This window comes from Anabaena sp. UHCC 0204, assembly GCF_009711975.1.
In the GTDB taxonomy this organism is placed as follows: domain Bacteria; phylum Cyanobacteriota; class Cyanobacteriia; order Cyanobacteriales; family Nostocaceae; genus Dolichospermum.
This window is the reverse complement of the sequence record NZ_VIKW01000004.1, coordinates 140,131-153,757: the sequence shown is the minus strand read 5'-3', so window position 1 is coordinate 153,757 and position 13,627 is coordinate 140,131. Positions and strand designations below refer to the sequence as shown.

Genomic DNA, 13,627 nt, shown 5'->3' with positions numbered 1-13,627 from the left:
ATCAGTCGAAAGTTAAGATATTATTGTCTATTGTTGAGATTTATTTAAGTCCTGATTAAGCTTCTCATAAGCTGTTAAATGCCTGATTTGACCTCACGCACTGGACAAGTGATAACAGTAACAGCTTTGGAGGAATTTTTTGATCGAGATTGCGATCGCTAGATTTTTTGCGCGAAATCTGGTATGGGAACAAAAAGTAGAACTCTTTGCTATTCTTGATCGTGCAATTGCATTAAAATTCAACGTGGTCATTTTCCATATCCGTCCTACCTGTAATACCTGATAAGATTACCACTACGATTCTTATTTTGATTTTAATTTTAATCTGATTCATAATGATAACGAGCTTGTAAAAAATAAACTTTATTTTGTGTTACTTTATAAACCAAACGATGTTCTAAATCAATGCGTCGTGACCAAGTATCAGGAGCAATATATTTAAGAGGTTCAGGTTTACCTAAGCCTGTAAACGGTTGACCATCAAGAATATCCGCTACTAAATCTAATATCTTATCTCCTTTTTTTCTATCATGATTATACCACCAAGCCAAATCTGCTTTAAAATCAGGACTGAAAACAGGAAAATAACCAGATAATTCTTTTTCTTCATTATGAGTATCTGGCTTTTTTTTCTTACTACTCAATTCCTAACTCCTCTTTTAATTCAGCCAATGTTTGAGGAGTTTCCGTTTCTGTTTGTGTCCATTCTAAAGCCCGAAATAAACGTTTAGCATTTTTAGGTGATCTTAATAAATAAACACATTCTAATAAACTGGAAAGTTCATCTTCGGCAATTAACGCCACGTTTTTCTCATTACGACGTTTAATTACTACGATTTCTCGTTGATCACACACCTGATCTAAGATAGTTGCTAAATTCAACCTTGCTTGAGAGTAAGTGGTTTCTTTGCTTAACATTCTCTTTTTTAAGAAGTTGTACAACTATATTGTACAATATTCTATTTTTGTTGTCAAAATTGCCTTTATTTATACATTAAAAAATAAGTATTTAGGGTTACAAGCAAAAACGGGAAATGATATGTAAGTCAATACTGTTCGGTTAAGGATTTTGGTAGGTTGGGTTAAGCGACAGCGCAACCCAACAAATGCTTATAAATGTTGGGTTTCCTAACGTCAACCCAACCTTGTATCTTAGAGGTATGAAATTCCTAAATTGAACCTTGAAAACTCTTACCTTTGCGTCTTTGCGCCTTTGCGTGAGACTAAAATTCATACCGTTAATCAGCAACGCCCATTTTTCCTTGTCGGATCTGGGAAATTGAGGATATCCAGATAGTTGAACCAGATAGTTAGTTGAAACTGTTCCCTGTTCCCTGTTCCCTCTCCTCACAGACAACTTTTATGGCTAACGCCACGCTACGCTATCAGCAAACCCTACTTAGCTTCCTAAAATCGTTATTTCCTGGAAGTCCCTTATTTTGGGTATATTTTACTCATCCTCATCTGGTTCTAAATCTTCTTCTGTCAATTCCTGATGAGGTACAGCGGCAATAATGGCATCTATGACTTTACCTACTGGTAATATCTCTATACCAAGATCGGGGAATTTTGTGCCTTTGGGGACTATGGCTCTTTTAAATCCTAGTTTTGCGGCTTCTTTTAATCGTAGTTCCATTTGGGAAACCGATCGCACTTGTCCCCCTAATCCTACTTCCCCAATTAAGACTGTCCCAGGATCAACTATCTTATCTCGGAAACTGGCAACGATCGCTACGGCAATTCCTAAATCTACGGCTGGTTCTTCTACGTTTAATCCCCCCGCAGAAGCTACATAAGAGTCTAGTTTAGACATGGGTATACCCACACGCTTTTCTAATACGGCGAGTATCTGCACTAAGCGGTTGTAATCTATGCCTGTACCAGCCCGTCGAGGAGATGGGTAACTGGTAGGACTAACTAAAGCTTGTAATTCCACTACGATTGGTCTTGTTCCTTCACAGGCAACAACAATAGCTGTACCAGGAGCGGGATCGTCACGGTTGCCTAAAAATAGCTCGGAAGGGTTATCTACTTCCTTTAATCCTTGGGATACCATTTCAAATATACCAATTTCGTGTGTCGCTCCGAAACGGTTTTTTACAGTTCTTAATAATCTGTGAGAGGCAAAGCGATCGCCTTCAAAATATAATACAGTATCTACTAAATGTTCTAATACTTTGGGACCTGCGATCGCTCCTTCTTTGGTAACATGACCCACGATTAACATGGTAATATCTTCGTGTTTTGCCACTTTCATCAAAGCTGCGGTACATTCCCTGACTTGAGCAACTGAACCCGGTGCTGATGTCAAAGCTGGAAAAAACACCGTTTGGATACTATCTATTACCGCTACGTTTGGCTTGAGGGAGTCTATTTCCCGCAAGATTTCCTCTAAATCCGTTTCTGGTAACACATATAAATCTGCACCTATACTATCAGGATCTATGGGTTTCTCAGTCTCTTTGGCTAGATTATCAGGATCTTTATTTTTATGATCTTGATCTTCCGTGATCACTAGAGGAGTGTTTGACATTCCCAACCGAGAAGCCCGTAATTTTACCTGTTGTCCTGATTCTTCTCCCGTGACATAGAGGATACGGTATTTTTGTGCCAATTGATGAGAAACTTGCAATAATAAAGTTGATTTACCGATACCCGGATCACCACCAATTAGCACCATCGAACCGGGAACTATACCACCGCCTAAAACTCGATCTAATTCCCCATAGCCGGACTCCCAACGGGCAATTTGGCGATCGCTAATTTGATCAAAAGTCAAGGCGGATCTGGCTTTAGCTGGTTTATTATGAGACTTACTATGACCTCCAGCTTGCCAATTTCCTACACCTCCCCGGCTGGGTATATCCCCTATGTAAGCACTAATGTTCTGTTCTACTAAAGAATCGTAAGTGTCGCAATTTGAACATTTTCCGAACCATTGGGAGAATTCCGCTGCACAATTACTACAGATATAAATGGTTTTTGGCTTTGCCATGCTGAAATTTTATTTAAGAATCTTAATTTTTTCTTAATTCTTGGAAAAAACGAAAATTTAATAATAGTAATAGTTAGAGCTTTTTCCAAATCAATTGAGAGAATGATATCTTACTATTATGATATTAAAAATTAATCATGAAAAATTTTACTTAAGGAGCATTACAAAACTTGGAAAGTCATAAAGAAAAAATCCTGGTAGTAGACGACGAAGCCAGCATTCGGCGGATTTTGGAAACACGCCTTTCCATGATTGGCTACGATGTGGTGACAGCAGGAGATGGTGAGGAAGCTTTAGAAATATTTCGTAAAGCTGAACCAGACCTAGTAGTTTTAGATGTCATGATGCCAAAGCTAGATGGTTATGGCGTTTGTCAAGAATTACGCAAGGAATCGGATGTTCCCATCATCATGCTAACAGCTTTAGGCGACGTAGCAGATCGTATTACTGGCTTGGAATTGGGTGCAGATGATTATGTAGTTAAACCATTCTCACCCAAAGAACTAGAAGCGCGGATTCGCTCAGTATTGCGACGGGTAGACAAAACAGGTGCAAATGGTATTCCTAGTTCGGGAGTCATTCATGTCAGCACCATCAAAATTGATACAAATAAGCGCCAAGTTTATAAGGGTGATGAGCGGATTCGCTTAACCGGTATGGAGTTTAGCTTATTAGAATTATTAGTTAGCCGTTCTGGTGAAGCTTTTTCCCGTTCGGAAATTTTGCAAGAAGTATGGGGATATACTCCTGAACGCCACGTAGATACGCGCGTTGTGGACGTACATATCTCCAGGTTACGAGCAAAATTAGAAGATGATCCTAGCAACCCAGAACTAATTCTCACCGCTAGAGGGACTGGTTATCTTTTCCAACGCATACTCGAACCAGGAGAAGAGTAAGAAGTTAGGTGACAGGGGACAGGTGACAGGTGACAGTAAGAAGTTAGGTGACAGGGAGCAGGTAGTAGGGAAAAGAATTTCTTAATGACAAATGACAAATGACAAAATCTGATCCCAATCGAGTTTTACGGCGTTTACCCTTAGTTATTGGGGGTTTAGGAGCTGTACTTTTGTTGATGAATCGGTTGTTAACACCGGAACTGACAAACTCCCAAGCACGAGGAGATGTGGTGGGGGTAATTTTGAGTGCGGTATTGATTTTAACTGGTTTAATTTGGCAACAGGTACAGCCGCGCACACCTGAGACAGTAGAATTAATTGGGGAAGAGGGATTTTTTTTAGCAGCAGATCTACCAGAAACGGCAAAAATAGAATTAGCCTGGGCATCGCGGTTATTATTAACAAATACAGTCACGCGATCGCTCATAGTTTACTATCAAGGTAAGGTTCTATTACGTCGCGGTATTCTGGCTGCTAAATCAGAAGTAACACCAGGAATTATCTTAAACAGAGTTCTGGAAACACAAAAACCAATTTATCTAGTAGCTTTATATGTATATCCTGGTAGATTTGAATTTGACTATTTACCAGAAAACACACAAGGTGTAATTTGTCAACCAATTGGCAAAGGAGGGGTGTTAATTTTAGGTGCAAATGCTCCCCGCAGTTATACTAAACAAGATGAAAACTGGATTGCCGGAATTGCGGATAAATTAGCTGTAACCCTTGGTAATGGATAGTTTTGTTCTTCCTTCTTCCTCAATGACTCCTGATTGGGCGCAGGCCCTGCGCCCCTACGAAATCAATTATGCAAATTATTTATTTACTCTTAGTCGCTGTAATGTTAGTAGGTGTGATTGGTGCTGTAGTTCCAGCCATACCTGGTAGCAGTTTGATTTTAATATCTATTATTATCTGGGGAATTGTCAGTAGTTCCTTTACAGCTATCAAAATTCCCCTAATTGTCACCATTATTGTTCTATTCCTGAGTATGGGTGTTGATTTCCTCGCTGGTTACATCGGAGCAAAACAAGCTGGTGCTAGTAAATGGGGACAAATTGGCGCTTTTGTAGGTTTATTACTGGGATTTTTTGGATTATTACCTGCTTTACCTTTTGGTGGACCATTATTAGGGATTCTATTTGGACCACTATTAGGAGCAATTATTGGTGAGTTCCTTTACCAGCGTCAATTATGGCCTGCTGTGAAAGCTGGGATAGGAATTACTGTCGGTACAGTTGTGGGGAATTTGATTCAAGGTGTTTTAGCTATCAGCGCAGTTGTCGTATTTTTATTGACAACTTGGCCGCAAGTATATGGAGGTTAAAATTAATTAGTGCTTGCTGAAAATCAGACAAAAAAACAAAGCCCGCATGAGCAGGCTAAACATCTAATTATTGAGTTTTAGTTAAAATCTCTCAGTGGAATTACAATCTAAGCTGCTTGTGAAGCTTTCTTACCTTTACGTAAACCAAATGCACTAGCTACACCTAAAGCACCTAAGCCAAGAATAGTTGTAGGTTCAGGTACTGATTCGATTTGGAAACGAACACCATCACCAGTATCGGGAAATAAATCACCACCGATTATACCTGCTTTAAGATCGAATGATGTAACGTTATCTAAGAACACATACTGGATGTTGCTGTCATCACCGGGAGCAACTGCTATGCTGCCAACACCACCATTTATGTTGTCAATCAAAGTGCCTACTTCTTCTACGTCAAAGAAAGTTAGCTTGAGTTTCTTTATTGTTGTACCGAAATCAAAGTTGAATTTACCAACTTCCAAGTGACCATTTTCAACGATACTACCGTTGACAGCTACGGGACGGAACCAAAGACCATCGGGGTTAGTTCCTGCATCTAACTTCGTAAATGTAAAAGGACCGTCAGTTGTTTTATCATCAACAAATAAACGGCTTGCTGCCATTCCGTCATAGGCTAAACTTTTTACTGTGTAACCCAAGGAATTTACAACACCAAAAGTAATTTCTCCTTCAGTAGATGGAACTAAAGAAGCGGCTTGAGCCTGAGATACTCCACCGAATAAGCTTAAACCTACAGCGGATGCTGCTAATGTTGCTGCTAAAGAGTTGAACTTTGTCATGACTTTTACATTCCTATTTTGTAAGTGTTATACTTGAGGCTGTTATCTTTTGCCTCTTTTTAATGCGTTTCTTATATAAACTATAACCCGGATATTTACCTAAGTAAATATAACTGAGGTTACTTTACACAATCTTTAAAAAAAGAAATAGTGTTCTTTATACTAACTTCATAATAGAAGTCTGTTCCTCCCAAAATATGGCATATATAAATAACTCGAAATCCTTATCCCACAAGACATTGATGTGAAATAGATATTTATAAAATTAGAGTAGTCTAAGTTAGTAAATTCAGCAGTTGTTATTTAAAGTTACAATAAAATAGGGATAAAGCCAGGCTGTATCCCTAAAACATAGATAGTATTTGCTGACTTTCCGGAAAACCAATATGAAGAAGCAAGTCCTGTTGGTTATTGTTATCTTTACTTATTATTTACAGTAAATACTGATCGCCAGTCAGTGGAGTAAATGCAAGTTGAAGGTATCATCAAGTCTTTATTAAGTTAATTGCAAAGCTTTTTTTGCTTCATTGGCGATCGCTTCTACTTCGTCATTCACCAAAGTTGCTAAGATAGATTTAGCTTCATCACCACCCAAACGAGTTAAAGCTTGCACAACCCTGTAACGCACTTGCCAATCTGCATTAGTGCTGTATGGAACTAAAAGCGGAATAGCTTGTATATCTCCCAACTCACCAAAAGAACTAATAGCCGCAGTTTGAATTAAGCCATTATCTGAAGCCAGAGCTTGTGTAAGTAATTCAAAGCCGCGGGGATCTCCTAATTCTCCTAATGTGGCAATAATGCTAAACTGCACCAACCATTCAGGACTTGTATGATAAAGTTCTTGTAAATCTTCAAAAGCTTCATGTAATTTTAGCGCACCTAAACAATCTGCTGCGGCGGCTTGAACATCAGCTTCCGGATCATTGAGTAAACGGCGTAAAATATCTAAGGATAACTGTAAATCCTGTGTTCCCAGAGTATCCATTTGACTTACCGCCGAATAACGTACACGCGCACTGTGATCACAGATGGCAATTTGCACTAATTCTAAACCGATTTTTGGCTCTAGTTCCCGAATTTGATTGACTGCACGTAGGCGATCGCCCAAATTTTCCGAACTCAGTAATTCTTTCACCGACTCAGCAGAAACACTCATTTAATCATCCTAATTTTCAAAATGTAATTGGTAAAGTCCAGAAATCTTCTCCCTATTCCCTTCTGACCTGTCCGTTGGCTGTCGTGTTCAAAAAAGAACTCAGCAATTAAAGTCCAGAAATCTTCTCCCTATTCCGTTCTGACTGTCACCGTGGCGTAGCACCTGTAACCTGTCACCTAATCTTCTACTCAGCAGCCATAGCGCGAATAATATCACCACGAGTCAGAATACCAATGACCTGACCTGCATTGTCAAGAACAGGAAGACGGTGAACCTTATGATCCTGTATCAATTTTGCCGCTTCTCTTAATGGTTTCTCAGGAGAAATAGTCAAAGGATTTTTACTCATTACCTCCCCTACCGTTTGTCCTAAAGCCTTATGTAAATCTCGATCATAAGTAGCAGGATTTTGCAAATAAATCACACTATCCAAAAACATGATGTATGCAGGTGGAGTCACACCAGTTTCTTGCCACATCAAATCAGTTTCTGATATAATACCGACTAATTTACCTGCACCATCAATCACAGGTAAACCGCTAATTCGTTTTTCTGCCAAAATTTGGATAGCTTCTTTCAAAGGAGTTTCAGGACGAACGAGAATAGGATCACGACTCATCACATCAGCAACAGTTTTAGACATTTTTTCTAAGGACACCTTTTATAAAGTCTTTTTCATTATTGTAGAAAATTACGGGTTATAACCCAAAACAGTTAATACATCGTTACTTTATAATTATAAATTTCCCGAAATAGAGACATTATATAAAATCTTTGGCATTGCTGATAGACTGCATGGCGATCGCTATATTGAAGTATGAAATTGAAAAATCAAAAATTGCGAATTCTTACTCTCTGTGACTGGAGCGCCTCTGCGTGAAACAAAATCATACTCTTAATCAGCAACGCCTCAAAACAAGAATCAAACAAATACATTTGTAGGGGTGGGGTTTCCCCACCCTTCATGACTAAGGATACAAACCCCTATCAGTTAAAGCTTGTGCGACTCTACCCACACCCAGAGTATAAGCAGCTAACCGCAGATTTACCCGCCGTGCTTTCGACTCGTTAATCACCTTATGGTAAGCCTGAACCATCAAATGTTCCATTTCTCTGTTTACGCGTTCCTCATCCCAGAACAGGTAAGAAAGACCTTGTACCCATTCCAAATAACTTACCACTACACCCCCAGCATTAGCTAAAATATCTGGCAACACAGTCACACCACGCGCTTCTAAAATTCGATTAGCCTCCAATGTCACTGGACCATTAGCAGCTTCCGCGACAAATTGCGCTTTGATCTGATGTACATTTTCCTCAGTTATTTGGTTTTCCAAAGCAGCAGGAATTAACACATCACAAGGTAAAGTTAGTAAATCTGCATTACTAATTGGTATAGCTTGGGGGAAACCTACCACACTGCGGCGATTTTCAGCAGCATAAGCTTTTAATGCCGGAATATCAAGACCAACTTCCGAAAAGACACCCCCAGCACCACTAGAAACAGCGATAATTTTCGCTCCCTCTTGGTATAATAATTCAGCAGCAGCCCCGCCCACATTACCAAAACCCTGAATCGCTACACGCACACCAGCAAGGGATTTACCATGATCTGCAAGTGCTTCACGGACAATAATCATTACACCGCGTCCGGTAGCCATTTCTCGTCCTAGCGAACCACCAATAGATAAAGGCTTACCAGTTACTACTCCAGGCACAGAATGACCGACATTGACAGAATAAGTATCCATCATCCACGCCATTTCCCGTGCTGAAGTTCCCATATCTGGGGCGGGTATATCCACCGATGGTCCAATGTCTTTAATTAATTCACTAATATAACGGCGGCTAATCCGTTCTAATTCCCCCACACTAAACTTTTTGGGGTCTATGGGAATTCCGCCTTTACCACCGCCATAGGGAATACCTAACAATGCACATTTCCAAGTCATCAGCATTGCCAGAGCGGAAACTTCCCGTAATGTGACTGCGGGATGATAGCGAATACCACCTTTATATGGTCCTAAAATATCCGAGTGTTGGACTCGATGTCCTGCAAAAACCCGCACGTCTCCATTATCCATTTTTATGGGTATGGAAACTGTCACAACTTTTCGGGGATGACTGAGTATTTCTACTATACCTGGATCTAATTTTAATTCTTTAGCTGCCCATTCTAAATAGCTACAAGCTTGATCATAAGGGCAAATGTAAGCTGGAGATTGATTTTCCATAAGTGGGAGAGACGTTAAAACCATAATATTCACTCCTCATCACGGTATATTCGTAAACCGGATTTATATGGTTAGCTTACCCTCTTTTTTTCAAAAAGACATCAATTTTGTAGTTTTTGTTACAGTTTTATTTTTGGGAGTATGTTTATGGAAACCGATGTTGGGTTTTCTTGCGTCAACCCAACCAACCTACATTTAAATAAATGTTTCGGGTGTAAAGCTCCCATGTAAACCATAGGGAATATGATGTTGAAGATGTAGTTTGGCGATCGCACCCTGTTCCAGATTTCCCGCATCTAAAATTACTACATCGGAACGATCATGTTCTGCATCATAAACTAAAGCTATTACCCAACCATCATCTTCTTGTTGAGAATTTGCACGAGGAACAAAAATTGGTTCACCGACAAAACCTCGTGGTGCAGCACTCCATAGTTGCTTTTGTTGTGACTCTAAATCAAGTTTAAGGATTGCTTGTAATGGTGCATTTCCAGTTGCTTGATGAGTCGCAGCAGCGTATAAGAAACGATATGATTTACCGACATTACGGGGGTGAATAGTTGGAAATTCACAAGATCGATCATCTATTAACTGATTCTGCACTTTATTTTCTTGTAAATTGAGATGAAATCGCCAAAGTTGTCCAGGAGAATTGGCATCAAAATCAGTTTCTCGATAATCGCTATTGGGTTCAACATCTGTTAATGATTCATAGCAAATAGAATCAATGATAATTCCATTCTCTATTTCAAAAGCATTAGCATGATGGAAAATAAACCCGGCTTGAGTTTCTAGAACTTTGACTTTTTCATCTTTGCTTTTTTCTGTGCGCGGAATAATGATAATTTTTGTAGGCTGATTTTTTTGAACCTTAATACATTGGGCTGCGCTAGATATTCCTAAAGCAAAAGGTATGGGATTAAATTTAACAGGATTTTGAAAGAAAATACAGTAATTTTCTGTAATTACAAAATCATGAATGAAGCAAAAACCAGGAACACTATGATTTTGTTTTTTAATAATTTCCCCGTTTGTGTTTAATTCAAATATCGTAATTGTTGTTGATGGTCCTGGTTTTACGGCAAAGTTAACTAATGTACCATTGGGATCAATACGAGGGTGGGCGCTAAAGGCTTCTTTTTTAGCTAAAACACCATTAAAATATTCATTTCCTAATGTTTCCAGCGTTTGGGGATTAAGTAAATAAGGTTCTGCTGCTTCCCATAATGCTAAAAGTTTACCACCCCAATAAATAACATTTGTATTTGCAATATGTTTGATTCTAAAATCAAAAGCATTCGCTAACCAACCTCCTGGTTTTTGAGTACCAAAAACACCACGATAAAGAATTTTACCTGCTTCCTTCTCTGCTAAATAACCTTCTGTTTGTACAAATCTATTCCGAAAATGGGCGCGTCCATTAGTAAATGTAATGCGGCTAATCATGCCATCTCCATCAAAGGGATGATGAAATCTTTGCCCGTTGATATCTAATAAACCGGGACCATTCCTAAATAATGTTCCTGTTAATTCTAGGGGAATTTCTCCTTCTATATCATCAATCCAATAATCAAATTCTTGGGTAAGAGATTCATATCCTCCTTGCCAATCTTTGAGGGTATAGGATTTTTCCGAAATTTGATGATCTTGAGGTTCTAATGTTTGCATAATATATTGTCCAGTTAAAGGTTAAATATCTCCAACTTATTAAAAAAGTCGAGGATCTAAATTAGTTTAGTTCTCAGCTATATTTAGATATGGTTTCTGACCACAAGCCATAAATCCCAATATTAATATAAATGGATTTTCTGAATTTAAAAACTTATTCATGGCAGCAATAGTATTTTCTGCTTCTTGTGCAGACAGCATCCCTAAACTAGCTAAATGTAAAAAGTGTTCTGGTTGAAATTGTTCAGAGATTGCTTCTATCCCTACATCATCACTATGGTAAGCAATAGTTTCTAAATCGAGATTTTCAAAACCTGCTGTTTGGAGAATGCGCCATAATTTACGCCCTAAGAAAGGATCTCCACCTCGATTAATTTGAAATTGTGCGGCTTTTTCATTAATCAAATCAAATTCTGGAAATAGTGGATCAATTAACATCATCATATTTCTATCACCACCAATAATTACTAACTTACCTCCGGGTTTAAGAACACGCAATACTTCTTTAACTGCACCAAGAGGATTAGATATATGCTCTAAAACTAATCGGGCAATAACAAAATCAAAACTGTTATCTGGTAAGCCAGTTTCCATAACAGAAGCTTCAATAATCTGTAAACGATGATCAGCTTTGTTTTGTAAATACTGTTGAGACTGTTTAACTAAAACAGGATCAATTTCTAAGGCTGTGATTTGGCTATTGGGGAGCAAATTCAGAAGTTGTTCTGTATAAAATCCGGGACCACTGCCCAATTCTAAAACAGACATTTGATCATTTAAACCAAACCAGCCTAATGTCCTGGCTTCTTTTTTCCAACTTAAAAGAACTTGTAAATGTAATCTTTGCAGTTCTTTAGCTAAATCAACATTCATGATGCTGGCATCATAAGAACCAGGAGTCGTCATATCATCTATTTTCCTAATAAGTTTTTCTCTATGGACTAATTACATCATTGATAAGTGGTTGACTATTACCAATATCAATTTTAGCATCTGGTAGCCATTTAATAAATAAGATCGGAATCAGGGAGCTACAGTTAGTAATGATGATTAATAACCACAGAGAATCAAATTGATTTTCTGTAATTCCCAACCATTTCATGATGATTGCCCCAAAGCCATAGGAAACTGTTCCTCCTAAATTAAATATAGACATTATTAAAGCAAAGAATGTAGCTTCTATACCAGGAGGACAAAGCTTTGTTGCTAATACTAATACGGGCATAAAGACAACTTGCCCAATAACGGTAATAATCAAACTATCACCTAAACTAAACCAATGATCATCTATTCCTAAAAGTCTGTTAGTGTGAGTGACTAATAATAAAGTTGTCATTCCTAAAGCTGTAGATATAAAAATCCCCCAAGTAAACATCACTCGAAAAGGGATAGTTTTAAAATAACGTTGAAAAGCCCACACCCCAACTAAGGAAGCAAAACTGGTGACTAAACGGACTCTCCCTAAAAATTCTGGTTCAAAGTGTAGTTCATTAGTTGTAAAATAGAAAAATGCTGATTCTGCATTTGGTGTAGCGTGCCAAATAAATATAAATGCTGTTGGTAGCCAAATTGCTTTTTGGCTGAGGGCTTGGATCAATTGTCCAATTTGATGTTTTGTATTATTGCTTTTTTTAGTATCTTTGTTAATTGGTTGTTCAGCAATTAACCAAGCTACAGATGAAATAATTAAAGGAAATAATGCTGTAATTAAAAATACTGTGCGTGTGGTGAAATATTCCAATAGTAACCCACTAAAGTAAGCTATACAAAGTCCCCCAATTGCTGAACTACCCCAACAAAGAGATTGTAAAGAACCTATTTTTGCTGATGATTCAGATCTGGCTCTTTCTACTACTATAGAATCAACTATCACATCACTAACAGCAACAGAAAGAGAAGAAAGTAGAATCATAATCGTTGCTGTTGAGCTAGTATGAACTACTGTTCCTAAGCTCACCCAAGAAATACATCCAAGGATTCCAGATAGCACTATGTAAGGTTTTCTGTGGTAGCCAAATAATGGTAAACTATCGGATATAAAACCATATAATGGCTTAATCATCCAAGGAATGGTACTGATGCCCACAATCGCTGACATCTGCACTGGGCTTAATCGCAATTCATCTTTGAGAAAAAAGCTCACGGCTAAACGCGATAATGCTAATATACCTTGGACAAAATAGATGGTAAGAATTGCTATTAACTCAGCACTAGGTTCGTTACCTAAGAGAATTTTCTGGGTTAGTGAATCTTTAACCTTGGGCAAGCTAGGGGAGTCATTTGGCATTTGGATAAATATTCTTTAAGTTTTGTTTACTTTTATATCATACCGATATTTAAGGTAGGGAGAAACTCATCCCAGATCATTAATGACAAGTTCAGGAAAAGGGGAAATTGTTAAACGAGGTTAGGACTTATGCTCAAGTCATGAAAGAACGAAGCACGAAGGGAACGAACCAGGATAGTCCAGTAATTGAGTCATTGCACATAGCCATGACTCTAAACAGAAACAGAAACAGCGACTACTATTAAGTAGGTGAACAGAAAAAATTAAAGGTATGTG

General features: G+C 38.3%; 13 protein-coding genes. 3 read left to right on the top strand and 10 right to left on the bottom strand.

Features of this window, described 5'->3' with window-relative positions:
• Positions 1 to 320 precede the first annotated feature (320 nt).
• The 3 genes from FJR04_RS05015 to radA form a co-directional block, all read right to left on the bottom strand.
• On the bottom strand, positions 321 to 644 hold the full coding sequence (locus tag FJR04_RS05015; RefSeq protein WP_079290402.1) for a Txe/YoeB family addiction module toxin: 324 nt from the start codon (positions 642 to 644) through the stop codon (positions 321 to 323).
• Positions 637 to 918, bottom strand: coding sequence for a type II toxin-antitoxin system Phd/YefM family antitoxin (locus FJR04_RS05010; RefSeq protein WP_168492361.1), 282 nt, complete (start codon positions 916 to 918; stop codon positions 637 to 639). The genes FJR04_RS05015 and FJR04_RS05010 overlap by 8 nt, the downstream gene beginning before the upstream one ends.
• Before the next feature lie 532 nt (positions 919 to 1,450).
• Complete coding sequence (gene radA / locus FJR04_RS05005; protein ID WP_168492360.1) at positions 1,451 to 2,995, bottom strand: DNA repair protein RadA; 1,545 nt, start codon at positions 2,993 to 2,995, stop codon at positions 1,451 to 1,453.
• Between the two features lie 170 nt (positions 2,996 to 3,165).
• Here radA and rpaB point away from each other — a divergent pair, with 170 nt between their 5' ends.
• From rpaB to FJR04_RS04990, 3 genes are all read left to right on the top strand, one after another.
• The gene (rpaB, locus tag FJR04_RS05000; RefSeq protein ID WP_015079764.1) at positions 3,166 to 3,894 is read left to right on the top strand and encodes a response regulator transcription factor RpaB; all 729 of its coding nucleotides are present in this window, start codon (positions 3,166 to 3,168) and stop codon (positions 3,892 to 3,894) included.
• Between the two features lie 98 nt (positions 3,895 to 3,992).
• Positions 3,993 to 4,634 carry a cofactor assembly of complex C subunit B gene (locus FJR04_RS04995; RefSeq protein WP_168492359.1) on the top strand — a complete coding sequence of 214 codons (642 nt, stop codon included), beginning with the start codon at positions 3,993 to 3,995 and terminating at the stop codon, positions 4,632 to 4,634.
• A gap of 68 nt (positions 4,635 to 4,702) precedes the next feature.
• Positions 4,703 to 5,221, top strand: coding sequence for a DUF456 domain-containing protein (locus tag FJR04_RS04990; RefSeq protein ID WP_168492357.1), 519 nt, complete (start codon positions 4,703 to 4,705; stop codon positions 5,219 to 5,221).
• Between the two features lie 107 nt (positions 5,222 to 5,328).
• On the opposite strand, the gene FJR04_RS04985 is transcribed toward FJR04_RS04990, so the two are convergent.
• From FJR04_RS04985 to FJR04_RS04955, 7 genes are all read right to left on the bottom strand, one after another.
• Positions 5,329 to 6,003, bottom strand: a complete 675-nt coding sequence (locus tag FJR04_RS04985) for an LEVG family PEP-CTERM protein (protein WP_168492355.1) — start codon at positions 6,001 to 6,003, stop codon at positions 5,329 to 5,331.
• A 496-nt stretch (positions 6,004 to 6,499) separates the two neighbouring features.
• On the bottom strand, positions 6,500 to 7,162 hold the full coding sequence (gene nblB / locus FJR04_RS04980) for a phycobilisome degradation protein NblB (RefSeq protein WP_168492354.1): 663 nt from the start codon (positions 7,160 to 7,162) through the stop codon (positions 6,500 to 6,502).
• Between the two features lie 184 nt (positions 7,163 to 7,346).
• On the bottom strand, positions 7,347 to 7,805 hold the full coding sequence (locus tag FJR04_RS04975) for a CBS domain-containing protein (RefSeq protein WP_168492352.1): 459 nt from the start codon (positions 7,803 to 7,805) through the stop codon (positions 7,347 to 7,349).
• Between the two features lie 325 nt (positions 7,806 to 8,130).
• Positions 8,131 to 9,420, bottom strand: a complete 1,290-nt coding sequence (locus FJR04_RS04970; protein WP_168492350.1) for a Glu/Leu/Phe/Val dehydrogenase — start codon at positions 9,418 to 9,420, stop codon at positions 8,131 to 8,133.
• A gap of 171 nt (positions 9,421 to 9,591) precedes the next feature.
• Complete coding sequence (locus tag FJR04_RS04965) at positions 9,592 to 11,064, bottom strand: carotenoid oxygenase family protein (protein ID WP_168492348.1); 1,473 nt, start codon at positions 11,062 to 11,064, stop codon at positions 9,592 to 9,594.
• 66 nt (positions 11,065 to 11,130) lie between these two features.
• Complete coding sequence (locus FJR04_RS04960) at positions 11,131 to 11,970, bottom strand: class I SAM-dependent methyltransferase (RefSeq protein ID WP_168492347.1); 840 nt, start codon at positions 11,968 to 11,970, stop codon at positions 11,131 to 11,133.
• Positions 11,971 to 11,998: 28 nt separating this feature from the next.
• A complete protein-coding gene (locus FJR04_RS04955; protein ID WP_168492346.1) occupies positions 11,999 to 13,351 on the bottom strand; it encodes a folate/biopterin family MFS transporter in 1,353 nt (450 codons plus the stop codon).
• Positions 13,352 to 13,627: the final 276 nt, after the last annotated feature.